We start from the raw sequence: 23,397 nt of genomic DNA on the forward strand, positions 1-23,397 counted from the left end.
TATTAATAATGACATTTACCACACTCAAGACCTCCAATTGCATCTACAGTGATCTTACCTCCATCTTGTGGATATTGTTTTTTCAACTTGTCATGTAGATTTTTGAAGTACTCTTTATTATAACCGTTGTTCATATCAACTTCAGTCGTTCTGTGGCACTCGATACACCATCCCATAGTAAAGTCGTTAGCCATCTGAACAACATTCATTGTGTCAATTTTACCGTGACAAGCTTTACATACAACATCAATTTTGTTGTTAGGATTCTTTTTGTTGAAAGAATTGATGATCGCTTGTTCTCCAGCAATTACGTGCTGAGAGTGGTTGAAGTAAACGAAATCTGGCATGTTGTGGATTCTTGTCCATTCAACCGGCTGTGTTTTTCCTGTGTATTGTTGTTTTGCAGGATCCCAACCTGTTGCAGCGTAGATCTTCTGGATTTCTCCGTCATAGAATGCCTTGTCTTTTCCTGGCTCCATGTAGTGATCTGCGTTGTATTCAGAAATTGTTCTGTGACAGTTCATACAAACGTTCATAGAAGGGATCTCAGATACTTTTCCGTATTTAGCACTAGAGTGACATAACTGACAGTCAATTTTCTGTTCTCCAGCGTGGATTTTGTGAGAGAAGTAGATAGGCTGCTCAGGTTTGTACCCTTTGTAAACCCCGATCCACATTAACCAGTTCCATACTCCGTAAGCGGCTAAAATAGCAAGAATTGCCAATAACCCTTTACCAATGAAGTGGAACTTCTCATACATTTCGCTGAAAGAACGAACTCTTGTTTCATTAAGTCCGGCTAATTCTTCGGATTGACCTAAAGTTACCAATTGTCTTAGTTTAACTAAGATCCAAACCAGTAAACCTGCAATCGCTAAAAGTGAAATGATGACAACGTTTGTTGTAGTTTTGTCTGCAGGTGCTGCCGCAGTAGCGTCAGTTGCAGGAGTTGCTTCCGGCTTTTTCTCCTCCGGAGCGGGAGGATTAGTTGTGAAAGCTAAAATGTCGTCAATATCCTTATCTGTAAGATTTGGAAAGACCTGCATTTCAGTCTTGTTAAACTTTTCAAAAATCTCATTGGCGTATTTATCCCCAGAAGCTCTTAGAGCTTTGTTGTCTTTGATCCACTTGTGAAGCCAATCTTTGTCTACACCACCTTCTGTCTTTACACGTTCTACAACCCCTTTTAATGGTGGTCCTACAACTTGTTTGTCCAGCGCGTGACATGCAGTACAATTCGCTTTGAAAAGTTTCTCTCCGTTTTTAGGATCGCCGTCTTGCCCGTAAAATGAAGCACTGGTTGATAGCAATAAGCCTATTGCGATCAACGTTTTTTTATAATGCTTTCTCCAACTAATCATTTAAATTATCTTATGTTAGTAAATTATTGAACATTCAATCAATTCCGCAAAAATAATATTTTTAACAGGAATTTAACGGTATATCGAAAAGGGAAAATATCATTTACGTTTAATTTGTATTGATTCTAAATAACCAGTTTGGTATAGTTTTTTAATTTGTATAAATTTGCGGAAACAAGTTTAAATGAGAAATCTAATCAAAATATTTTCGATATTATCATTATTTGGATTTTATAATATTGAAGCACAGCAGGTTGTTAAAAAAGATACCCTATCGGGAACGGAGCTTGTCATAACGATGGATTCTAAAATTAATGCTGCTTTGGAAGGAGTTGAAAGTAAATGTGCTAAAGTTGCCCCTACAAATCCCTCTAAAGATTTAAGTAATAATGATAGTGGAATTTCTACGGGAATCAATACAAAACCTCCTAAGATCTTTGTGCCGAGCAGAGAACTTACCAATGCGGAGATTTGTAGAAAAAATCCTAGAATTTTAGGGTTTAAAATTCAGATTACAACTGTAAAAAGCAATGAAGAGGCTAATGAGGTGAAGTCGTATTTCAGAAAAAGATTCCCTAATCTGAAAGTGGAAACGGATGCGTCTTTAAGACCTAATTACAAAATTTTAGCCGGAAGTTATTTCACAAAACAAAGCGCTGCCAGTGATCTTTCCAGAATCAGAGAATACTTTAAATCTGCTGTAGCAGTACAGTACAGAATTTTCTGTGCCGAGGCAAAATAGGAGTAATTTATTTCAAAATAAAAACAGAAAGCTGAGAAATTTTTCTCAGCTTTTTTATTGGTAATAGTTTTCCATAAACCAGAAAAATTCAGTCATTCTGAATATATTATTAACCAGCAGATAGGTAAATAATATCACCAGGGTGAATGTTAAAAATGCCATGATTTTCGGAGAGGATCTGTAGGCAAAAAAGAGCCATCCTAAAAGAAGCGGGTATACAAAAACAAAATGTCCTCCATAGATATATGAAGTGTGAAGCCCAAACCTCATCACACAATGGATCATGATGTCAACCAAAAACGAAATAGCGATTACCTGAACCCATTTATTCTTGAAATTTTTAATATAACTCCAACTTATCAGTATCAATAATAAGGCTATGAAAAGATATGGAAAGGGTGATGAATAAAGATCCATATAAAGTCCTTTGAAGTTAAATCCTTTCATATTATGTTTGTCAGACATAATAAATCCCGGGAAAAGAATATTCCCTCCGAAAAAGAATGAAAGAATCATATCCCATGTCGGCATGGATTCTACATTGGAGAACTTTTCATATTGTTGGTTTGTTTTTGAAAAGATATTCTGGTATTTAAAATCAATTCTGTTCAAATAAAGAAGCACAAAGCAGATCACTGAAACAATTACCCTGAATGCCGCATTTCCGAATTTTTTCCAGCTTCTGAAAAGATCTTTCTCAAAAAGAAGAGGAATGAAAACTTTTACAAAGTTGGTAATCGTAAGTCCTCCGATGGTTATCCCCGCTAGTGATAATGCTGCAGCAGGAGTTTTTTCTTCTTCCCTTAATTTTATAGCTGCATAGTGATTGTATAGTGATAGTAAGAATAGGGTATAGGTGAAATTCTCTGGAGTAAATGACAAAATAATATTAGTGGAAAAAGCTCCAAAAAACAGAATGATTATAACGTTTAGCCATAAAGGAAGGTCAATGATATTCTTTAAATATTTGAAAACCTGAACAATATTCAATGTGATGATCAGGTTGCTGAGCCATGCCAGGGTGAGCCTGAAATTGGCATCCATTTTTCCTCCGGAAACAAATAATGAAAATTCTCTTACCCAATTAAAAAAATAGTAGGATAATGGGTGTCTTTCAAAGCTGCCTCCTGTCATCAGGATTGATTTATTATCAAAACTGAAATAAGCATCCCATGGAATTCTGCTGTCAAAAATAATCCGGTAATGAAGAGCAATATAAGATCCCAGAATTCCATAACAGATCATGAAAAACAGGAATACTGCCATTTCTGTATAAGTGGAAGGGAAAACCAATTTAAAAAAATTGATGATTTTTGTTTTGATATAAGACACGTGTCAAATTTTTTGCAAAAGTAAAATAAAAAAACCACCAAAATTGGTGGTTCTAAAAGTTTGTATAAAGGTTCTTATTGTTTGATTACTTTTTCCGTTTTGGAAGTTCCATCCGAGAAGTCTACTTTTAACAGATAGATTCCTTTTGGAAGTGAAGAAATATCCAATCTCTCAGAATTGTTGTTAAGCAGAGATTTTCCACTTGCATCAAATACTGTAGCAGATTTGATTTTTTTGTCTGTTTTTATATTGATTTCTCCTCTCGTTGGATTTGGATAGATATCCGTAATACCTTTTACTTTGGCATTGTTTTCCTGAGTTGCTAATGTAGCACTTGCTAAAACCTGCACATCATCTATTGAAAGACTGTCTGCATCATTGGCTACATAATGAAATCGTACTTTAACATTTGCCTGTCCTGCATATGAAGACAAACTAACGGTAATTGCCAGAGTTTCATAATCCACAAATAATCCATAGTTTTCTTCCACCCATACCTGAGTCCATGTAGTACCTCCATCTGTAGATACTTCTACTTTTAGGTCTCCGTTTGGATTAGGATCAACCATGTATTCGTATCCTATTTTAGCATTGAACTTAAGTACGGGACTCGTTGTTCCTACTAAACTGAAAGAAGGACTTGTTAAATGAGCATCCTGTGCCTGAGCGATCCATCCTATACCGGCAGATTTTCCACCCGTGATGTTAAATGTAGCCTGTCCGGTTGCATTGAAAATTGTGGTTGTGAATCCCCAAGGTCTTGAAGCCACATTTGTTCCGGTTGTCCATCCTGTTGGAGGAAATGTCGTACCCTGAAAGGTCTCTGTGAGAATCTGTGCATTCCCAAATATAGAAGAGACTAGGAAAATGAATAGTAATTTTGTTTTCATTTGGTTTACGTTTAAAGTTGTCAGTAAATGTAATAAAAAAATGAAAATAATTACACGTTTTTTGATTTTTTATAAAAAATTATTAATTACGAACTGCATGAAAGAGTGGAACATCCGGCTGTGTCATCATATCCGGCTGGTCTTTTGGTCGAGAACTCGGGGTATATTTCCTGATATGGATTTTCGAGGGCTCTGGTCAGTTTTTCAAGCATTTCTTTTTTGCCGTTACTGATTTCTTCAATACACTCATAAAGAAGATAATTTCGGAGGATAAATTTTGGGTTTGCTTTTTTCATCATCTCTAAAGAGGCTTCTCTCGAAATTGAGTTTAAAGCGATTCTTGCTTCATAGCTTTTGATGAAACTATTGAGTTTTTCCCGTTTTTCTTCATTCAAAATAATATAAGAGACTTCTTTAAAATGTTCTGATATATTGGTGTTCTGGGTTATTTTTTCCAGTTGATTGAAAAATAAGGTGTAATCCAGCTGAAGTTCCTGCATAAGGCCTTGCCAGTTAGTGAAAAATTCTTCATCCTCTTTTTGAAGCTGATCAAAACCGAATTTTTTACAAAGCATTTGGTCATGAGCTTCCCAGAAGTAAGTGCCAAAATTATTTAAAGTGTCTTCCAAGAATTTTTCATCTTTGATTAATGGATGAAGGGCATTCGCAAGCTGCCAAAGATTCCATTGTGCGATTTGTCCCTGTTTTCCGAATGCATATCTTCTTCCCGGAAGATCAGTCGTATTGGGGGTGAAATTCAAATCATATTCATCCATCATGGAATAGGGGCCATAATCAATCGTTAATCCGAGAACTGACATATTATCTGTGTTCATCACTCCATGTACAAAACCTACTCTGAACCATTCAACAATTAAGTTGGCAGTCCGGGTACAGATATTTTCAAAAAAGTCTCTGTATTTCTTGCTGTCAGTTGCTGTAATTTCCGGGTAATAGTTTTCAATGGTAAAGTCAGCAAGTTCCTGAAGGCTGTTGTACTCTCTTTGGGCAGACATCAGTTCAAAATGTCCGAAACGTAAAAAACTTTCAGCAGTTCTGATAACCACGGCTCCTTTTTCTAACGCTGGATTTCCATTATACATGATATCGCGCATTACCTCTTCACCAGTAAAAGCAAGACTCAATGCTCTTGTGGTGGGAACTCCCAAATGATACATCGCCTCACTCATAAGATACTCACGTACAGAAGACCTTAATACGGCTCTTCCGTCGGCATGTCTTGAGTAAGGAGTAGCACCAGCTCCTTTCCATTGGATTTCTGTCTTTTTTCCTGTCTCACTGATAATCTCACCAGCAAGGATGGCTCTTCCGTCTCCCAGCTGCCCGGCCCAGTTTCCAAATTGGTGTCCTGCATAAGCTGTGGCATAGGTTTGAACGTTTTCCGGAAGATTATTTCCAACCAGAAAATCCAGATCTTTATTTTCATATTTTCCTAAGCCTATTTCTTCTGATAAAACTTCATTAAAAGCAATCAGTTCAGGGTTGTCGAAGCCGGCAGGTTGAATGGTGGCAAATAAAACTTTAGGTGTATTTCTCTGCATGGAATTGTTGGAAAAATCACCAGGAAAAATTTCAATAAATGGCTGTCTGATACGTTCGATATTCATCCTTCAAAGGTATTAATTATAAAAGAAAAGACCTTCCAAATTATTGAAAGGTCTTGTGTATTTCTAAAAGAGAATTTATTTATTGAAATCTACTTCATCATTAGAATGAAGGTTTTCATTGATGTTATCTTCTTTCTTTTCTGTTGTTTTTTTAGGAGTAGGATCTGCAGGCCTTGGATTTTTGATTTCGTCAATGGTTTGAAGACTTCCGTCATCTCCATATCCTCCACTTAATCCTTTAAGGTTTGAACATCCGTCTTTCCAGTCTGAAGGTTTGACAAATTTATCATCTGGAGTAACTCCTAGACTCTTATCTGCCCATACTTTCTTCATGAAAATTGCCCAGATCGGTAATGCCATTTTCGCACCCTGACCTTCACCTGTTCCAAAGAAGTGGGTGGCTCTGTCTTCCCATCCAACCCATGCTCCGGTGGCCAGTTTTGGAGTGATTCCCATAAACCATCCGTCAGAGTTATTCTGAGTGGTTCCTGTTTTAGCAGCAATTTCTACTGCTTTTGATATTCCTCTTCTTCCTAATTCTCCGGAAGCGGTTCCGTATTGTGCAACACCTTTCATCAATTCAATCATGGTGTAAGCATACATCGGGTTCATGACTTCTTTCGGTTCTACATTTACTTCTTTGATTACTCTACCGTTGGCATCTTCAATTCTCCAGATCATTTCCGGTTTATTGTGGTTACCATAGTTGGCAAAAGTACTGTAGGCACCTAACATTTCATAAATTGTAATGTCTGATGATCCTAAAGCAATTGTATTGTTTCTTGGAATATCTTCTGTTACGCCCAGGTCTCTTGCCGTCTGGATTACAGCGTCTACTCCTGTCATTTCAATAAGTCTTGCCGCAACAGGGTTTTGAGAGTGTGCCAATGCATCTTTTAAAGTAAGCATTCCTCCTCTTCCCGGTACATGCCATCCGTTATGATCATAAGTTCCGTTAGAAACAGTTGAACAAGGGGTCATTCCCAGTTTCATAATAGCCGTTGCATATACGAAAGGTTTGAATGTGGAACCTACCTGTCTCTTACCTTGCTTGATGTGGTCATATTGGAAGTGCTGCCAGTCTATACCACCTACCCAAGCTTTGATCTCTCCGGTTCCCGGAACCATAGACATCAGACCTGCCTGTGCAATTTGTTTGTGGTATCTGATAGAATCCCATGGAGACATTTCAACCTCTTCTTCTCCGCTCCATGTGAATCGTGAAGTTTTGATAGGTTTTTTGAATTCCATCATGATGGAGTCTTCAGGCATTCCGTCAGCTTTCAGCAGTTTGTAACGGCCGGTTCTTTTCATAGCCTGCACCATTACATCTTTGATTTGTTTGTCATTAAGATAGTAGAAAGGTCTGTTCTTTCTTCCTCTCTGTTCAGCATCAAATCTCTTCTGAAGATCTGTTAAGTGCTCTTTGATTGACTCTTCTGCATATTTCTGCATTTTAGAATCAAGCGTAACATATATTTTTAAACCGTCCTTGTAAAGGTTGAGTTTTTTACCGGTTTCTTTTTCATGAGTTTCAAGATATTTATCAATCTCTTTTCTCAGATAGAATTTGTAATAAGCAGAATATCCATCAGTGATACTCTTGATCGGGTGGAAGTCCACTTCAATCGGAGTGCTGGCTGCTTTTTCATAGGTTGCAGCATCAATGTATCCGGTTTTCTGCATTTGATCCAATACTACATTCCTTCTTTCTTTAGCCTTTTCAGGGTATCTGTAAGGGTTGTTTTTTCTTGGATTTTCAAGCATTGCTACAAATGTTGCAGCTTCAGGTAATGTAAGCTCGGAAGTCTTCTTGTTAAAGTACACTCGGGAAGCCATTTCAATACCGTTAGCGTTGAAAAGGAAATCGAATTTATTGAAATAAAGAGTAATGATCTCTTCTTTGGTATATCTTTTTTCAAGGCTTACCGCTACCACCCATTCTTTCAGCTTCTGGAATGCTCTTTGAAATTTATTCTGAGATGCATTTCCTGTGAAAAGAAGCTTTGCAAGCTGTTGGGTAATGGTAGAACCACCACCACGTCCACCACCATATGCTACGGCTCTGGCAACGGAATATAAGTCGATTCCTGAGTGTTCTTTGAAACGCTCATCTTCTTTAGCCTGAAGGGCATAGATAAGAAAAGGAGGAAGATCCTTATAAACGATTGGCTGAGTTTTTTCTTTTTCGAATTTACCCAAGGTTACTCCGTCTGAAGAAATGATTTCAGAAGCAACAAAGATATCCGGGTTTTCAAGTTCTTTTACATCGGGCATTTCCCCAAGGAATCCTTGAGAAACCGAAAAGAAAAGTCCTGAAATTCCAAGAACTACCGCAATGAGTCCGATCCAAATAAAGGAAACCCATTTTCTCCAGGAGGTATCTTTCTTTTTTTTAGGAGGCAGAGGAAATGTTTTCCCCTTATTTCCTGCATTTTTTTTGTTTTCTTCCATTTATGGTTACGGTTTAGCCGTTTCTATTTTTACCCCAATATCCTCAATTCCCGGAAGGTTGTCATTTCTCATGGCCTGAGTAAGACCGATTTCATATTTTCCTTTTCCCGGAAATTGGTAATTTAATTTATACTGAAACAAAGTTTCCTTCGTATCACCAAACCCTGTACCAAGCCATTCTCCATTGGGTTTTGCCAGTACATAATTCAAGGTATCTGTTTCCTTTTTTTTGTTCTGGAGATTGGTGAAATTTACAATAAACCTTATATTGCTGTAAGGATAATTATTGTTGTTTCTTACGACAAATATAATATTTTTAGGATTCTGCGGATCTGAAATTTCAAGATTAAATTTTTGTTCACTTTTCTTATTCCATTTGTTATCAACGGAATTCATGATGACATCTCCTCCTGAGGAAGAGTTACAGCTAAAGAAAAGGATAAGTGAAAGTAATCCTAAAATTTTATGCATTATTATCTTTTTTTGGAGGATATTTCTTTTTGAATTTCTTCTTGTTTGGGTTGCTCTGCGGGGTTTTATCAGCATCAGAATTACTCACAGTTTTTTCCACAGGTCCTTTTTGCTGTGGGTACTGCTTTTGGGGTTTGGGCTGATTCCCGGACTGAGGAGCATTTGGGTTTTCGGTTTTTTCAGATCTTTCCGGCCTTTCTTGTCTCTCCGGTCTGTTTCTTTTTTGTCCTTGCCCTTGTCCTTGCTGTGCCTGTTGGCTGTTGTTCTGCTTATTTGGAGTATTCCTGTTTCTGTTTCCTCTGTTTTTCTTCTCAAAACGATCCACATTGTTTTCCTGGATCAAATCAATAGTATGGGTAGGGGTGTCCGGCTGTTTCAAATCTTCAAGAGGAAGTATTTTTTCTCCTCTCTTGTTTTTTGAAATCAGCTTTTTAACAAGGTCAATATCGAAATCATACCATGCAATAGAACTGTCCACGTAAGCAAACCACATTTTCTTTTTGAAAACATCGATTTTGATACAGAATGCTTTTCCTTTCTCCGTTTCCAGCGTTGTTGAAGAAGAAGGGAAGTTGCTCAAAGCATCCAGGTAACTGTCAAGTTCGTAGTTAAGGCAGCATTTTAGTTTACCACACTGTCCTGCAAGCTTCTGAGGATTGATACTCAGCTGCTGATATCTTGCAACATTGGTGTTTACAGACCTGAAATCTGTAAGCCATGTAGAGCAGCAAAGCTCACGTCCGCAAGATCCGATTCCACCTACTTTGGCTGCTTCCTGTCTGAAACCGATTTGTTTCATATCGATTTTAGTACGGAATGCTCCGGCATAGTCTTTAATTAACTGTCTGAAATCCACTCGGTTTTCAGCAGTGTAATAGAAGGTGATTTTTGAAGAGTCACCTTGGTATTCCACATCAGTAACTTTCATTTCGAGGCCTATTCTCTGGGCAATTTTTCTTGCTTCAAGCTTTACACCATCTTCTTTTTTTCTTGCTTCCTGCCATACCTCAAGATCTTTTTGGTTGGCCTGTCTGTATATTTTGAGTGCCGATTCTTCAGAAAACTTTTTCTTTTTCATCTGAATCTTTACTAATTCTCCCGTAAGGCTTACAACGCCTACATCGTGTCCCGGACTTGATTCTACTGTAACTACACTACCAATATGTAAAGGAATATTATTTACATTTTTATAAAACGATTTTCTGTCATTTTTAAATCTAACTTCTACAAAATCACACCTGTTCGGTGCCGGATTGTTGATGTTAGAAAGCCAGTCAAAAACACTTAATTTATAACTATTCCCGCAGGTATTTACATTTTCACAGCCATTTGCGGTTTTTTTAGGGCCGCAAGAATGTGCAGAATCGCCGGATGTTTTACATCCACAACTCATATTTACTATTATTTATAATCTGCAAATTTATGTATTTTTATCTTTATGCGATTCTAAAATACTTAAATAACCTGAATTCGGGATAAAACATTTTCCCATTTCGGGTAAGAATGAACGTCGCAGGCTGGATAAAGGCTGCTATAAAGAAATAAATGAGTATAGATTTTTTTTAATTTAACATTCATTATCATTTTGCTTTCCTGTACTGTTTTTTTACTATGCTTCGGTAGAATGTTAAACATTTGTTTAAAATTAAACAATGAATTAAGTGTTGTTTTCTCATGTTCTTAAACCTTTAATAATGATTGTTTTGCCTTTTGTTTCTTTCAAGGTGTTATTTTAAACATAGTTTTCTTTTAGGATAATGTTTAAAATATTGGCAAATATTAACAGACGTATTCAAAATAATTTTATATTTGGCTTATATAATAATAGTCTATGAAAAAAATATTAGTATCAACTGCTTTATTGGCGGGAGTTCTATCTTACGCAGGAGGCTTCAGAGTTTCCCTGCAAGGGGTAAAACAATTGGCAATGGCGCATACTAGTGCTCATGCCGAAGACGCGAGTGTGACATTTTTTAACCCAGCGGGTATGTCATTTATCCCTTCCAAACTGAGTGTAGTGGCAGGAGGATTTGCAGCAAGTAACAAGGTTACTTTTCAAAACTTCAATACTTTACAAAGTACAGAGACAGATAACCCTGTAGGAACTCCTTTCTATGCCGCGATTACTTATAGACCGATAGAAAAGCTTACCGTAGGTCTTAGTGTAACAACGCCTTTTGGAAGTACAATTAAGTGGCCGAATGACTGGGAAGGTAAAGAAATGGTTCAGAAATTAGAACTGAAAAGTTTCTACTTCCAACCAATGGTTTCTGTAAAACTAGCTCCATGGGTATCTTTTGGTGCCAGCTATATCTATGCAAAAGGAGTTGTAGATTGGGATAAAGCAGTAACACAATTTGGAGGGCAGGTAAATATCAATGATAAAAAAGCAAGCGGACACGGATATGGTTTCGGTTTCTACTTCAGACCTGATCCGAAATTAGATGTAAGTATTGCTTACCGTTCAGCAATAGATATGAAAGCTAAGAATGGTACAGCTACTTTCCAGTTCCCTTCTCAATCTATCTATAATCAGTTGAAACTAAATGCTGCCGGACAGGATGGGTTCTCTGCAACACTTCCGTTGGTGGAAGAATATACCATTGGTTTAACTTATAAAGTGACACCGAAATGGCAGGTTTCTGCAGACTTTAACTATCATGGATGGGAGAGATACAGCAAACTTACTTTAGATTTCGAGAATGCTCCTATTGGAAACAATCCATCGGATCCTACTATTCTTACCAATCCTAAGAATTTCAAAAACTCCAAAACTTTCAGATTGGGAACTCAGTATGCATTCACCAATATGATCTATGGACGTTTGGGAGCTTATTATGATGAAGCACCTTATACAACAGATAACTTCATTCCGGAAACACCTTCATATGATACTTATGTGGTTACCGGAGGGATAGGTATCAAGCTGAAACAATTCGGAGTGGATATTGCCGGGGGGTATGCAATGCCTCAATACAGAAATGTAGATAATGCTAACTTAGGTTTCTACGGACAGTCAAAAGCAACAGCATTCTACCTAGGTCTAGGTTTATCTTATAATCCATTTTAATTTTAGAAGACTATGAAAAAAATTATAATATCGACAATTGCAGTTTCTGCACTTCTTTTTACAGTAAGCTGTAATACGGATTTCGATACGGATGTGAAAGATATCCAGGTAACAAAAGGAGATGCTGATTTTTCAAAATATATATCGTTAGGAAACTCTCTTACTTCAGGATATCGTGATGGTGCGCTGTACAGCAGTGGCCAAAATGAATCTTATCCAAGTATGATCGCTGCACAGATGAAACTTGCAGGGGGAGGAGACTTTAAACAACCATTGATGCCTAATGACATAGGAGGGTTTAACAATCTTCCGGGTTTTCCTGGAAAATTGACTCTTCAGGTTGTTAACGGATCTTTATCTCCAGTGCCAAGCGGAGCTGCTGCTCCACTAGATGTATTATCAGGTGGTGGTTCTTATAATAATATGGGAGTACCTGGTGCTAAGTCATTCCATTTAGTGGCTCCCGGATATGGTAGTCAGGCTGGGCTTCTAACAGGAACAGCTAACCCTTATTTTGTAAGGTTTGCTTCTTCTGCTACAACAAGTGTATTGGCGGATGCTATGGCTCAGAAGGCAACATTCTTTTCCCTTTGGATAGGAAATAATGATGTGTTATCATATGCAACAAACGGAGGAACAAACTCCCAGACTGTAGGAGGTGTTACAACATATACTGCTGCTACGGTTCAGACCGGGAATACGAATCCTACAACTTATAAATCAAATGATATCTCTGATCCTGCACTTTTGGCCGGATCTATTAAGGCGGTTTTAGATGGTCTTAAAAGTGTGGGAACAACAAAAGGTGTTATTGCTAATATCCCTTCTGTTACTTCTGTTCCTTTCTTTACTACGGTGCCTTATAATCCTTTGACACCAGCTCTTTTAGGTTCAAATCTGACAACTCTTAACACAAGTTTGTATGGTCCTTTAAAGCAGGCTCTTACGGCTTTTGGGGCTGGGGATAGAATTAATTTACTTTCCGCTACAGGTCCAAATCCTGTTTTAATTAAAGATGTTGCGCTGACAGATCTTTCAGCTCAGCTTACCGCGGCGCTTACTCCTTCTTTAGGATTGCCTACAGCTACAGCTTTTGGACAAATCTTTGGCCAGGCAAGACAAGCTACAGTGGATGATTATATTTTGCTTACTACAAGTTCTGTGATTGGAAGTACTGCTGCAGGAGTTCCTTCACCTGTAAATATTTATGGAATTTCTTATCCATTACAAAACCAACATGTATTAACGAAAACGGAAGCTGGCTACGTAAAAACAGCAACTACTGCATATAATGCTTCTATAAAAGGGCTTGCTGATTCTTATGGGCTTGCATTTGTAGATGCTAATGCGAAGATGCTTGAACTGAATTCACAGTCAGGAATCGTATTTGACGGAGTAAAATATACTGCTACATTTGTTAGAGGAGGAGCGTTCTCACTAGATGGAGTTCACCTTACAGGCCGCGGATATGGTGTCGTTGCTAACGAATTTATTAAGTCTATCAATGCGAAATATAAATCTACACTTCCACAGGTAGATCCGAACAAATATTCAGGAGTTAAATTCCCTTAATAATTGATGAAATAAAAACTTAGAAACCACAGGAGTAAATCTTGTGGTTTTTTTTTAAATTTGCAAAATCTTTTAAAAAGTAAAAATGGCCGATCAGTTAAGTTATCTATTTTGTACAAGAACCAGCAGGGACTTGGCAGAGAAAATTGCCCAGAATTATGGGAAAGAATTAGGAAAAATCAACTTTCAGGAGTTCAGCGACGGGGAATTTGAGCCTGTTTTGGACGAATCTGTAAGAGGAGGAAGAGTTTTCCTGATTGGATCTACATTCCCTCCTGCAGACAATCTTTTAGAGCTTCTTCTAATGATTGATGCAGCGAAAAGAGCTTCTGCAAAGAGCATTACCGTAGTAATTCCTTACTTCGGACTTGCCAGACAGGACAGAAAAGACAAACCAAGAGCGCCGATCGGTGCGAAGTTAGTTGCCAACCTTCTTACAGCAGCAGGAGCAACAAGAGTAATGACAATGGATCTTCACGCAGATCAGATTCAAGGGTTCTTTGAAATCCCGGTAGATCACCTGTATGCTTCTTCTATTTTCGTAGATTATATCAGATCTCTGAATCTTGATAATCTTACCATTGCTTCTCCGGATATGGGAGGTGCGAAAAGAGCTAAAAACTATGCAGGACACTTAGGTGCTGAAGTAGTAATTGCTTATAAGGAAAGAAAAAAGGCAAACGTTGTGGAAGAAATGTTCCTTATTGGTGATGTTACAGGTAAGAATGTAATCCTTATTGATGATATGATAGACACTGCAGGTACCCTTTGTAAAGCAGCAGATATCCTAATCGAAAAAGGAGCGAAAACAGTAAGAGCTATGGCAACGCACGGAGTGCTTTCAGGTAAGGCTTATGATAATATTGAGAACTCAAAACTCTTGGAAGTTATTGTAACTGACTCAATTCCTGTTAAAAATAATTTGTCATCTAAAATAAAAGTGCTATCTTGCGCCCCATTATTTGCAGATGTTATGACCATGGTTCATGAGCATAAATCAATTAGCAGTAAGTTTGTTATTTAATTGATTTTTAGCAATTTGCAAATTAAATAAGAATAATTTTTTAAATTTATTATAAATGAAATCTATTACAATTCAAGGTACAAAAAGAGAAAACGTGGGCAAAAAGTCTACAAAAGCTTTACGTGATGCTGAATTAGTTCCTTGTGTTGTTTATGGAGGTGAAGCTCCTTTAAACTTCTCTGCTGAAGAGAAAGCTTTTAAAGGATTAGTATACACTCCTGAAGCACACACGGTATCTATTGAGGTTGACGGAAAAACAATTCCAGCTGTTCTTCAGGACATTCAGTTTCACCCAATCACTGACAAAATTCTTCACGTAGACTTCTATCAACTATCTGACGATAAGCCAGTAGTTATGGAGGTTCCTGTAAGAATTACTGGACGTTCAAAAGGTGTTGTAGCTGGTGGTGTTTTACGTCAGTCTTTCAGAAAACTAAAAGTAAAAGCTATCCCTGCTAACCTACCTGACGAAATCGTTGTAGATGTTACTCCATTAAGAATTGGTAACAAACTTTACATCGGTGGTATCAAAACAGAAGGATATTCTTTCATGCACCCGGACAATGCAGTAGTAGTTGCTGTTAAGATGTCTAGAAATGCAATGAAAGGAGGTGCAGCAGCAATGGATGATGAAGATGAAGAAGAAGTTGCAACTGAAGAAGGTGCAGCTCCTGAAGCAGCAGCTGAAACTGCAGCAGAATAAGAATTGCTTATTTAAACAATATAAAAACCTGTCAATGTATTGGCAGGTTTTTTATTTGCATTATTTGAGGAACAAGCACTCTTCTATAAAGTTTTTTGCTTTATCGACTTTCTTCACCTTGAGCTATCGAATATTTCTATCAGCTGACAAGTATCAGGCTTTAACCCTATGCTTCCTTTCAGAAAAAAAGCCGTAAATTTGAAGAGTTCTAAATAAGAACGTTTTAATTTAAAATATAAATAAATGTTTGACATTCAGGAAATAAGAAGCCAGTTTTCTATATTGGACAGAGAAGTGAACGGTAAGCCTTTGGTTTATCTGGATAATGCAGCTACATCTCAAAAACCAAATTCAGTTTTGGAAGTCTGTCACGCATATTATACAGAACTTAATGCCAATGTTCACAGAGGAATTCATACGCTAAGCCAGTTGGCAACAGAAGAAATGGAGCTTTCAAGAAGAAAAATCCAGAAATTCATCAATGCTGAACATGATTTTGAAGTCATCTTTACAAAAGGAACAACAGAAGGGCTGAACCTTATCGCTTATATTTTAACACAGAAACTGCAGAAAGATGATGAGATCATCATTTCATATCTGGAACACCATTCTAATATTGTTCCATGGCAGATGCTTTGTGAAAGAACCGGAGCTAAACTTCGCGTTATTCCTATTGATGAAAACGGAATTCTTCAGATGGACCATTTTGACCAGTTTTTAAACGAAAAAACAAAGGTTGTTTCTGTGAATCAGGTTTCCAATGCATTGGGAATTGTGAATCCTGTAGAAGAGATTATTGCAAAAACAAGAAAGAATACAGATGCTTACATCGTTATTGACGGGGCTCAGTCTGCTCCGCATTTCAATATTGATGTTCAGAAGCTGGATTGTGACTTCTTTGTATTCTCAGGCCATAAAATGTATGCTCCTATGGGAACAGGGATTTTATATGGGAAACGAGAAATATTAGAAGCATTGCCACCGTTTCACGGAGGAGGAGAGATGATTGCAACCTGTTCTTTCGAAGGAACTACCTATGCTGGTCTTCCTTTTAAATATGAAGCAGGAACACCCAATGTAGGAGGAAATATTGCCTTAGGTGCTGCTGTTGATTTTATGAACAGAGTAGGGCATACTCATATTCAGAATCATGAAAATGCTTTATTAGACTATGCTCAAAGACAGCTTTTGGAAATAGAAGGAATTAAGATCTATGGTGAAAAAGCAAAGAGAACCGGGGTTGTTTCCTTTAATCTGGAAGGAGTGGGTATAGCCTCTGATGTAGGAATGATCCTTGATAAAATGGGAATTGCTGTAAGAACAGGCCACCACTGTACACAACCGATCATGAACTTCTTTAATATTGCCGGAACGGTAAGAGCAAGTTTTGCGGTGTATAATACTTTTGAAGAGATTGATATCCTGGTAGAAGGAGTTAAGAAAGCACAAAGAATGTTGAGTTAATCAATACGATATTCTTTAAGATATAAATTAAAAAGCAGCTTAATAGCTGCTTTTTTTATTAGTCTATTGGAACACAATAGCATCGGCCATCAATAATAACCTGATAATATCCGATGGCGCATTCAAGGCAGATTTCTCCTCCCGCTATAATGCTTTTCATTCTTTCTTTGTTTAGTTTTTTCATAGGATGTGATTTAAAGTTTAAACATAAAGGTATAAATTATAGATAAAATTCTCATTCTTTTTAAAATATATATAATGTATTTATTTTGTGTATAATTATTTTTTATGAAATATAATTCGCTAATTTTATATAAACATCAAATATTTTATTATGAAAAAGCTATTTATTCTATTTTTGTCCATTTGTGGTTTATGTAATGCACAGATTTTTTCTGAAAACTTCAACGGTAATACTTTGCCAACCGGGTGGACGGTAGAGAATCCGGATAACTCTTTTAACTGGAATGTGGGTTCACAGAATGGTTTCGCAGGCTTTCCCGATGGGGCAGCTTTTTTTGATGATGATGATGCGGGGCCAACCGGGATTAATACGAATGCCAGACTGATTTCTCCTGTAATTAACCTTACCGGAGTAGTAAACCCAAAGCTGTCGTTTAATTATGCTAATATGATTGATAATCTGGATTCTACTTTAAAAGTTGAAGTTTTCAATGGAACTTCCTGGATTCAGGTTTTTACTTTTTCAGGTGACGCAGGAGTGTGGGATCTTGATTTTAACACCTTTACATTTGTAGTAACAAGTTATGATACTGCTGCAAATATAGATCTGACACCCTATGCTAATGCGGCTTTTAAACTCAGATTTGTTTATGATGATGCCGGAGACTATTCTTACGGTGTTGTAGTAGATAATGTGATGATTACGAGTGGTATTTTGGCAACTTCAGAGGTTTCATATGCTGACCATATAGAGGTATACCCAAATCCGGTTAAGGGAAATCTTTATATTAAACAAAGCTCTCAAAATAAGGTTGAAAAGATTTCTGTGGTTGATCAGTCAGGGAAGCTGGTGAAGATATTTAGTAAGGGATCAGATTCTTATGATGTATCAGATCTGCCCAAAGGAGTCTATATTATAATAATCATTAATCATGATGGGAAAATTGTTAAGAGGAAAATAATGAAGGAATAATCATTGAAAAAAGGAACAAAAAAACCTTATAGAACATTCTATAAGGTTTTTTGTATTTTCAAAAAGAAATAATTTTATAAATTCGGCTTCCAGTCAACCACCGCTCTGATGAATGCTTCAGCATTTTCAACAGGAACATTAGGTAAAATTCCGTGACCTAAGTTGGCGATATATCTGTCTTTTCCAAAACGGTTGATCATTTCGTTCACCATTTTCTTGATCGTTTCAGGTGTTGAGTGAAGCCTGGCAGGATCAAAGTTTCCTTGTAGCGTCATTGTATGATTGGTCAGTGTTCTTGCGAATTCCGGCTTAATAGTCCAGTCTACCCCAAGAGCAGAAGCTTTAGACATTGTCATGTCTTCCAGTGCAAACCAACATCCTTTTCCAAAGACAACAACGTGAGTAAGCGGACTTAATGCTTCAACAATCTGATTAATATACTGCCATGAGAATTCCTGATAATCTGTAGGAGAAAGCATTCCTCCCCATGAATCGAAAACCTGTACTGCAGAAACTCCCTTTTCTACTTTTCTCTTTAAATAAGCAATGGTAGTATCTGTAATTTTTTGCAATAATAAATGAGCTGCTTCAGGTTGTTGGAAACAGAAAGATTTCGCAATATCAAAAGCTTTACTTCCTTTTCCTTCTACGCAATAGCAAAGGATAGTCCATGGAGAACCTGCAAAACCAATCAATGGAATGTCATTGTCCAGTTTCTGTAGCGTCAGTTCAATAGCATCAAAAACGTAGCCTAAAGTATCATTCACATCCGGAGTTTCAATATTCTGAACCTGTTCCATAGTTCTGATAGGAGTATCCAGCCAAGGACCAACGGATTCTTTCATTTTGAAATCAATTCCCATTGCCTGTGGCACTACCAGGATATCAGAAAACAGAATCGCAGCATCCAAAGGAAATCTGCGGATAGGCTGTAGAGTGATCTCAGCGGCAAGCTCAGGAGTCTGACATCTTGTAAAGAAATCATATTGGTCTCTTAAGGCAATGAATTCCGGCAGATATCTTCCAGCCTGCCTCATCATCCAGACAGGAGGTCTTTCAACGGTTTCTCCGCGAAGTGCTTTTAAATATAGGTCGTTCTTTATCATAATCAATTTTAACTAATATTACCGGCAGTATTTTGGTAACAGATATTCTAAATTCTACTTCTGATTTCTTTTCTGATCAATGCAAAGATGGAGGTCAATGTATTTTCTTCAGAAGTGAAAATTTCGTCCTGCGTATAATTTCTCAGCTCACCGGAAGTGGTTTCGCCTATGGAAAAAAGTTTCATCCCTTCCAGAGAATTTCGCCTTGCAAAACTACGAACTCCGCTCGGACTAAAAAATACTGCAGCATGATATTTTTCATTTATTAAAGGATGAGTTTCCTCAGTATTGTATATCGTAACTTTTTTGTACTTAATGTTTTGTAAAGGAAGTTCCTGATCCAGGACATTGATGGCAAGATTGCCGCAGAAGTGAAGAAACTGTTCGTGCTGGCATTTCCCGATAATAAATCTGGAAAGAGTCTCGGCATTTTTCAACACCTTAAAGGTTCCAAAGCCATGTTTTCTTAATTCCCTCTTCGTTTTTTCACCCACACAATAGATCTTGTTGTAGTTTTTTGCCGTAAAATTCTCATTGGGCTTAAACCTGTTTTTGAAAAATGAAATCACTCCATTCACACTGGTGAAAATCAGAGAATAATTTTTCAGATCAAAAGGACTGATCATAATAGGCTTCGTCTTAATTACCTCAACACAGTCGACCGAAATATCCTCTCCTAATTCTTTGGATATAATCGTTGGGTCTATATTTTTGGTAAATAAGATTTTCATGTCTGTAAAATTAAGAAGATGAAAAGAGCTGCGAAAGGAATTTACAATCTGAAATATCAGATCTGGCTTTTGATTTCTGCCATTAATTCTTTCCCTCCGTTTTCAAGAACCACTTTTGCGAACTTTTCTCCAAAATTTTCTTCCGGAGTATACACGAAGTTTTCATCCACAGCAATGCAGTTTTTCCCGTCTAAAGAGCAAAGTGCTGCTTTGAAACGAATCTGGTCGCCGATGATTTCTGCAAATGCTCCGATAGGTGCAGTACAGCCTCCTTCTAAAGTACTCAGGAAGTTTCTTTCAATTTCTACACAGATCTGAGTCTGCTCGTGGTTGATCTGGCTTACAATTTCGTTGATCTCCGGTTTGTCAGTATGTCCGGCTACGGAAATTACCCCTTGGGATGGAGCGCAAATCATTAATGGAAGCATTTCATAATCAATTTCCATTTTCATTCTTTTGATACCTGCCAAAGATAGAATGGTGGCATCAAAATCTCCGTCTTCCAGTTTTTGAAGTCTGGTTTGAATATTCCCACGGATATCTGAAAAATCAGTAGTCGGATAATTTCTCAGCCAGAAAGCTCTTCTTCTTAAACTGCTGGTGGCAAGCTTAAGCTCATGGAATTCTTTGTTTCTTGCTGATTCCTTTCTGATCAGAATGTCTTGTGGATAATCTCTTTCCAGATAAGCGATCATCTCAATATTCTGAGGCAATTGAGTAGGAACGTCTTTTAAAGAATGTACGGCAATGTCAATCTCGTTATTCAATAAGGCAATATCAAGGTCTCTTGTGAAAACCCCGGTGATTCCTAAAGAATAGAGTGGCTGATTAAGATTCTTATCGCCGGAAGAAACGATAGGAACAATTTCCGTTAAATAATTGTTGTTCTGAAGGTGCCTCGCAACCTCTCTAGCCTGCCAAAGTGCAAGTGCGGAATTTCTCGTTCCGATTCTAATGCTTTTCATTGAATTCGTTGTTTGGTTGTTCAACTAATATTTCGTGCATTAATTTACTAATTTCTTCGGCTTTTAAAGGATTGTCGATGATATATTTTGCAAAACGGTTGGTGATTTTCTGGATCATTTTGTCAGAAAGTTCCATGTCCGTGATGTTTATGTATTTATTCTTTCTATAAAAATTATGCATTTCGTTGCGTTCCATATTCTTCAGAACCGCTTTGAAGTGATGAATATTGGGTGCCAACTTTCTCTTTTTCTCCCATTCAATAAAGTCTTTCATCAGTTCCTTAATGATTTTTTCAGCTTTTGGAATTTCTCTTTCCCGCTGTTGAATCGTTTCCTGGATCTGTTTTGAAAGCTCATCCACATCAATCAGAGTTACATTTTCATTTTCGGTAACATTCTTTTCAACGTTATGAGGGATCGAAAGATCAATCACCAGTGTTTCTTTTCCGTTCGGGAAATGAGACTGGTTGATAATAGGATGTTTGGCTCCTGTTGCTACAATAAGAATATCGGTGTTTTTTAATTCCTTGTCAAAATCAGAATAATCAACGTGAGGAATATTATATTTCTGGGAAATCTTTTCAGCTTTCTCCTGAGTTCTGTTGGCAATTTTAATTTTCGGCTGAAAGACATGCTTTACCAGATTTTCAACGGTATTCTGCCCAATCTCACCTACGCCGAGAAGAAGGATGTTTTTTTCTGCAATCCTTTTCTGGCTGTTTAAAATATAATGAACCGCTGCATAAGAAACAGAAGCCGCTCCATTGGAAATGCCGGTTTCATTTTTTATTCTTTTCGAAATCTGAATGGCTGCATTGATTGCTCTTTCCAGATAAGGATTAGAATTTTGTCTCTCTTTTTTGAAACGGTTGTATGCTTTTTTGATCTGTCCGATGATTTCAAAATCTCCGATAATCTGACTTTCAAGACCCGCGGCTACTCTGAAAAGGTGAATAAGAGCTTCCTCTTTGGTAAGAATATTGGCAAACTGAAGAAAATCTGTAAGATGTACTCCGATGGTTTTACAATACTCTTCAGCCACCAAAAGGTAATTGGGGGAAGTGGTGTAGATTTCGGTCCTGTTACAGGTGGAAACCACAAATGCATCACCAAGATCTTCCTGATGGACTCTGGAAACAAAGTTTTTGATGTTCTCATCAAAGAATGCAAACTTTCCTCTCGTTTCTACGTCGGCTTTCTCGTAGCTTATTGAAAGCACGGCAAAATTTGACGTTCGATGAATGTTGGAATACTGTAACATAAGCAGTCGCAAATTTACGATTTTTTTAATTAACCATTCTCTGAAAGTGTATATGATAATTATCGTAAAAAACTATAAAAGGAGAAGGAAAGGAGTTGATGGAAGAAATGCAAAACGGTAAAATGACAAAATTACCTTGTAAGCAAAGTCCGAATTATTTTTCGTTTGAATTTTTTAGCTTTATTCCCATCAGAATCCTCTGCTTTCTTAGTCTTTCTGCCCTTTTGCGATTTCGCTTTTCAACCCTTTTAACATCCCTTGAATTTTAGTTGAAATCAAACTCTGTAAATGTCTAAATTGAAAGTTAATAAAGAATTATAAATTTTAATAAAATTTTAACCAAATTAAGTTGGTGGGAAATTTCTTTAGTAGTGTTAAATTTATATCTTTGTAAACTTAAAATCAGAAGAAAAATATGAGTTTATTTGATATGTTTACGCAAGAAATTGCGATAGACCTTGGAACTGCTAATACCCTAATCATCCATAATAATAAAATTGTTATAGATCAACCTTCAATTGTTGCAATTGAGCGTTCATCGGGTAAGCCGATTGCCGTCGGAGAGCAAGCCAAGCATATGCAGGGTAAAACTCACGAGGATATCAAGACTATCCGTCCTTTGAAAGACGGGGTTATTGCTGATTTCCATGCTTCTGAGCATATGATCAAGGAATTCATCAAGAAAATTCCTGGAATCAAAGGTAAATTCATTCAACCGGCATTACGAATCGTAATCTGTATTCCTTCTGGTATCACTGAAGTTGAAAAAAGAGCAGTAAGAGACTCTGCTCAGAAAGTAAACGCAAAAGAAGTACGATTGATCTACGAACCAATGGCTGCTGCAATTGGGGTAGGTATTGACGTACAAAAGCCTGAAGGAAATATGATCATCGACATAGGTGGTGGTACTACGGAAATTGCTGTAGTAGCTTTAGGAGGAATCGTATGTGATAAATCTGTGAAGATTGCCGGAGACGTATTTACCAACGATATTGCTTATTACTTAAGAACTCACCATAACCTTTATATCGGAGAAAGAACAGCTGAAAGAATCAAAATTGAAGTAGGTTCTGCAGTAGAAGATCTTGATGTAGATATCGAGGACATCCCGGTACAGGGTAGAGACCTTATCACCGGTAAACCTAAAGAAATTATGGTTGGATACAAAGAGATTGCCCGTGCATTAGACAAATCGATCATCAGAATCGAGGATGCTGTAATGGAAACTCTTTCTCTTACTCCACCGGAATTGGCAGCTGATATTTACAAAACAGGTATTTATCTTGCCGGAGGAGGAGCGCTATTAAGAGGTCTTGCGGACAGAATTCACAAAAAAACAGGCCTTCCTGTATTTGTTGCTGAAGATCCGTTGAGAGCTGTAGTTCGCGGAACAGGGATTGCCCTTAAGAATATGGATAAGTTCAATTTCTTAATTAAATAATTTTAACTTTTTACGACTTTATATCT

At 37.3% G+C, this 23,397-nt stretch carries 20 protein-coding genes; 8 read left to right on the forward strand and 12 right to left on the reverse strand.

Annotated features, from left to right (window positions below; all coding sequences use genetic code 11):
- Window positions 1-2: 2 nt before the first annotated feature.
- Window positions 3-1,361: a c-type cytochrome gene (locus tag CQ022_RS14710; RefSeq protein WP_105683096.1), complete on the reverse strand. Its 1,359-nt coding sequence runs from the start codon at window positions 1,359-1,361 to the stop codon at window positions 3-5.
- A 184-nt stretch (window positions 1,362-1,545) separates the two neighbouring features.
- Here CQ022_RS14710 and CQ022_RS14715 point away from each other — a divergent pair, with 184 nt between their 5' ends.
- The gene (locus CQ022_RS14715) at window positions 1,546-2,103 is read left to right on the forward strand and encodes a sporulation protein (RefSeq protein WP_105683097.1); all 558 of its coding nucleotides are present in this window, start codon (window positions 1,546-1,548) and stop codon (window positions 2,101-2,103) included.
- 54 nt (window positions 2,104-2,157) lie between these two features.
- On the opposite strand, the gene CQ022_RS14720 is transcribed toward CQ022_RS14715, so the two are convergent.
- The 6 genes from CQ022_RS14720 to CQ022_RS14745 all read right to left on the reverse strand — a co-directional run bounded on the left by CQ022_RS14720 (window position 2,158) and on the right by CQ022_RS14745 (window position 10,271).
- Entirely contained in the window at window positions 2,158-3,435 is a 1,278-nt protein-coding gene (locus CQ022_RS14720) for a DUF6080 domain-containing protein (RefSeq protein WP_228421723.1), read from the reverse strand.
- Between the two features lie 74 nt (window positions 3,436-3,509).
- A complete protein-coding gene (locus tag CQ022_RS14725) occupies window positions 3,510-4,325 on the reverse strand; it encodes a T9SS type A sorting domain-containing protein (protein WP_105683098.1) in 816 nt (271 codons plus the stop codon).
- Window positions 4,326-4,411: 86 nt separating this feature from the next.
- On the reverse strand, window positions 4,412-5,953 hold the full coding sequence (locus CQ022_RS14730) for a protein adenylyltransferase SelO (RefSeq protein WP_105683099.1): 1,542 nt from the start codon (window positions 5,951-5,953) through the stop codon (window positions 4,412-4,414).
- 75 nt (window positions 5,954-6,028) lie between these two features.
- Window positions 6,029-8,407 carry a transglycosylase domain-containing protein gene (locus CQ022_RS14735; RefSeq protein ID WP_105683100.1) on the reverse strand — a complete coding sequence of 793 codons (2,379 nt, stop codon included), beginning with the start codon at window positions 8,405-8,407 and terminating at the stop codon, window positions 6,029-6,031.
- Window positions 8,408-8,413: 6 nt separating this feature from the next.
- Complete coding sequence (locus CQ022_RS14740; RefSeq protein WP_105683101.1) at window positions 8,414-8,878, reverse strand: gliding motility lipoprotein GldH; 465 nt, start codon at window positions 8,876-8,878, stop codon at window positions 8,414-8,416.
- Complete coding sequence (locus CQ022_RS14745) at window positions 8,871-10,271, reverse strand: stage 0 sporulation family protein (RefSeq protein WP_105683102.1); 1,401 nt, start codon at window positions 10,269-10,271, stop codon at window positions 8,871-8,873. Before CQ022_RS14745 ends, CQ022_RS14740 begins: the two co-directional genes overlap by 8 nt.
- 438 nt (window positions 10,272-10,709) lie before the next feature.
- Here CQ022_RS14745 and CQ022_RS14750 point away from each other — a divergent pair, with 438 nt between their 5' ends.
- From CQ022_RS14750 to CQ022_RS14770, 5 genes are all read left to right on the forward strand, one after another.
- A complete protein-coding gene (locus CQ022_RS14750) occupies window positions 10,710-11,948 on the forward strand; it encodes an OmpP1/FadL family transporter (protein WP_105683103.1) in 1,239 nt (412 codons plus the stop codon).
- 12 nt (window positions 11,949-11,960) lie between these two features.
- Window positions 11,961-13,520, forward strand: coding sequence for a G-D-S-L family lipolytic protein (locus CQ022_RS14755; protein WP_105683104.1), 1,560 nt, complete (start codon window positions 11,961-11,963; stop codon window positions 13,518-13,520).
- 85 nt (window positions 13,521-13,605) lie between these two features.
- Window positions 13,606-14,544 carry a ribose-phosphate pyrophosphokinase gene (locus tag CQ022_RS14760; protein WP_047380211.1) on the forward strand — a complete coding sequence of 313 codons (939 nt, stop codon included), beginning with the start codon at window positions 13,606-13,608 and terminating at the stop codon, window positions 14,542-14,544.
- Between the two features lie 55 nt (window positions 14,545-14,599).
- Window positions 14,600-15,247 (forward strand): 50S ribosomal protein L25/general stress protein Ctc, encoded by a 648-nt coding sequence (locus tag CQ022_RS14765; RefSeq protein ID WP_105683105.1) that lies wholly within the window; start codon window positions 14,600-14,602, stop codon window positions 15,245-15,247.
- A gap of 243 nt (window positions 15,248-15,490) precedes the next feature.
- Window positions 15,491-16,711, forward strand: coding sequence for an aminotransferase class V-fold PLP-dependent enzyme (locus tag CQ022_RS14770; RefSeq protein WP_105683106.1), 1,221 nt, complete (start codon window positions 15,491-15,493; stop codon window positions 16,709-16,711).
- 58 nt (window positions 16,712-16,769) lie between these two features.
- On the opposite strand, the gene CQ022_RS14775 is transcribed toward CQ022_RS14770, so the two are convergent.
- Window positions 16,770-16,895 carry a GNAT family acetyltransferase gene (locus CQ022_RS14775; RefSeq protein ID WP_105683107.1) on the reverse strand — a complete coding sequence of 42 codons (126 nt, stop codon included), beginning with the start codon at window positions 16,893-16,895 and terminating at the stop codon, window positions 16,770-16,772.
- 150 nt (window positions 16,896-17,045) lie between these two features.
- On the opposite strand from CQ022_RS14775, the gene CQ022_RS14780 reads away from it, so the two are divergent.
- On the forward strand, window positions 17,046-17,867 hold the full coding sequence (locus CQ022_RS14780) for a T9SS-dependent choice-of-anchor J family protein (protein ID WP_105683108.1): 822 nt from the start codon (window positions 17,046-17,048) through the stop codon (window positions 17,865-17,867).
- A 74-nt stretch (window positions 17,868-17,941) separates the two neighbouring features.
- Here the strand turns inward: CQ022_RS14780 and hemE are convergent, their stop codons facing one another.
- From hemE to hemA, 4 genes are read right to left on the reverse strand one after another with little or no spacing between them, the layout of a single operon-like run.
- Complete coding sequence (hemE, locus tag CQ022_RS14785) at window positions 17,942-18,973, reverse strand: uroporphyrinogen decarboxylase (protein WP_047376227.1); 1,032 nt, start codon at window positions 18,971-18,973, stop codon at window positions 17,942-17,944.
- A 47-nt stretch (window positions 18,974-19,020) separates the two neighbouring features.
- Window positions 19,021-19,704 (reverse strand): uroporphyrinogen-III synthase, encoded by a 684-nt coding sequence (locus CQ022_RS14790; RefSeq protein ID WP_105683109.1) that lies wholly within the window; start codon window positions 19,702-19,704, stop codon window positions 19,021-19,023.
- A gap of 56 nt (window positions 19,705-19,760) precedes the next feature.
- Complete coding sequence (gene hemC, locus CQ022_RS14795) at window positions 19,761-20,669, reverse strand: hydroxymethylbilane synthase (protein WP_105683110.1); 909 nt, start codon at window positions 20,667-20,669, stop codon at window positions 19,761-19,763.
- Window positions 20,656-21,930 (reverse strand): glutamyl-tRNA reductase, encoded by a 1,275-nt coding sequence (gene hemA / locus CQ022_RS14800; protein WP_105683111.1) that lies wholly within the window; start codon window positions 21,928-21,930, stop codon window positions 20,656-20,658. Before hemA ends, hemC begins: the two co-directional genes overlap by 14 nt.
- A gap of 415 nt (window positions 21,931-22,345) precedes the next feature.
- Between hemA and CQ022_RS14805 the strand changes: the two genes are divergently transcribed.
- Complete coding sequence (locus CQ022_RS14805) at window positions 22,346-23,371, forward strand: rod shape-determining protein (RefSeq protein ID WP_002982450.1); 1,026 nt, start codon at window positions 22,346-22,348, stop codon at window positions 23,369-23,371.
- Window positions 23,372-23,397: the final 26 nt, after the last annotated feature.

This window comes from Chryseobacterium culicis (assembly GCF_002979755.1).
Lineage (GTDB): Bacteria > Bacteroidota > Bacteroidia > Flavobacteriales > Weeksellaceae > Chryseobacterium > Chryseobacterium culicis_A.

Bases quoted from the DNA above. Each gene is read 5' to 3' on its own strand.
- CQ022_RS14710 (WP_105683096.1), bottom strand. From the start codon at position 1,361: ATGATTAGTTGGAGAAAGCATTATAAAAAAACGTTGATCGCAATAGGC.
- CQ022_RS14715 (WP_105683097.1), top strand. From the start codon at position 1,546: ATGAGAAATCTAATCAAAATATTTTCGATATTATCATTATTTGGATTT.
- CQ022_RS14725 (WP_105683098.1), bottom strand. From the start codon at position 4,325: ATGAAAACAAAATTACTATTCATTTTCCTAGTCTCTTCTATATTTGGG.
- CQ022_RS14730 (WP_105683099.1), bottom strand. From the start codon at position 5,953: ATGAATATCGAACGTATCAGACAGCCATTTATTGAAATTTTTCCTGGT.
- CQ022_RS14735 (WP_105683100.1), bottom strand. From the start codon at position 8,407: ATGGAAGAAAACAAAAAAAATGCAGGAAATAAGGGGAAAACATTTCCT.
- CQ022_RS14740 (WP_105683101.1), bottom strand. From the start codon at position 8,878: ATGCATAAAATTTTAGGATTACTTTCACTTATCCTTTTCTTTAGCTGT.
- CQ022_RS14745 (WP_105683102.1), bottom strand. From the start codon at position 10,271: ATGAGTTGTGGATGTAAAACATCCGGCGATTCTGCACATTCTTGCGGC.
- CQ022_RS14750 (WP_105683103.1), top strand. From the start codon at position 10,710: ATGAAAAAAATATTAGTATCAACTGCTTTATTGGCGGGAGTTCTATCT.
- CQ022_RS14755 (WP_105683104.1), top strand. From the start codon at position 11,961: ATGAAAAAAATTATAATATCGACAATTGCAGTTTCTGCACTTCTTTTT.
- CQ022_RS14760 (WP_047380211.1), top strand. From the start codon at position 13,606: ATGGCCGATCAGTTAAGTTATCTATTTTGTACAAGAACCAGCAGGGAC.
- CQ022_RS14765 (WP_105683105.1), top strand. From the start codon at position 14,600: ATGAAATCTATTACAATTCAAGGTACAAAAAGAGAAAACGTGGGCAAA.
- CQ022_RS14770 (WP_105683106.1), top strand. From the start codon at position 15,491: ATGTTTGACATTCAGGAAATAAGAAGCCAGTTTTCTATATTGGACAGA.
- CQ022_RS14775 (WP_105683107.1), bottom strand. From the start codon at position 16,895: ATGAAAAAACTAAACAAAGAAAGAATGAAAAGCATTATAGCGGGAGGA.
- CQ022_RS14780 (WP_105683108.1), top strand. From the start codon at position 17,046: ATGAAAAAGCTATTTATTCTATTTTTGTCCATTTGTGGTTTATGTAAT.
- hemE (WP_047376227.1), bottom strand. From the start codon at position 18,973: ATGATAAAGAACGACCTATATTTAAAAGCACTTCGCGGAGAAACCGTT.
- CQ022_RS14790 (WP_105683109.1), bottom strand. From the start codon at position 19,704: ATGAAAATCTTATTTACCAAAAATATAGACCCAACGATTATATCCAAA.
- hemC (WP_105683110.1), bottom strand. From the start codon at position 20,669: ATGAAAAGCATTAGAATCGGAACGAGAAATTCCGCACTTGCACTTTGG.
- hemA (WP_105683111.1), bottom strand. From the start codon at position 21,930: ATGTTACAGTATTCCAACATTCATCGAACGTCAAATTTTGCCGTGCTT.
- CQ022_RS14805 (WP_002982450.1), top strand. From the start codon at position 22,346: ATGAGTTTATTTGATATGTTTACGCAAGAAATTGCGATAGACCTTGGA.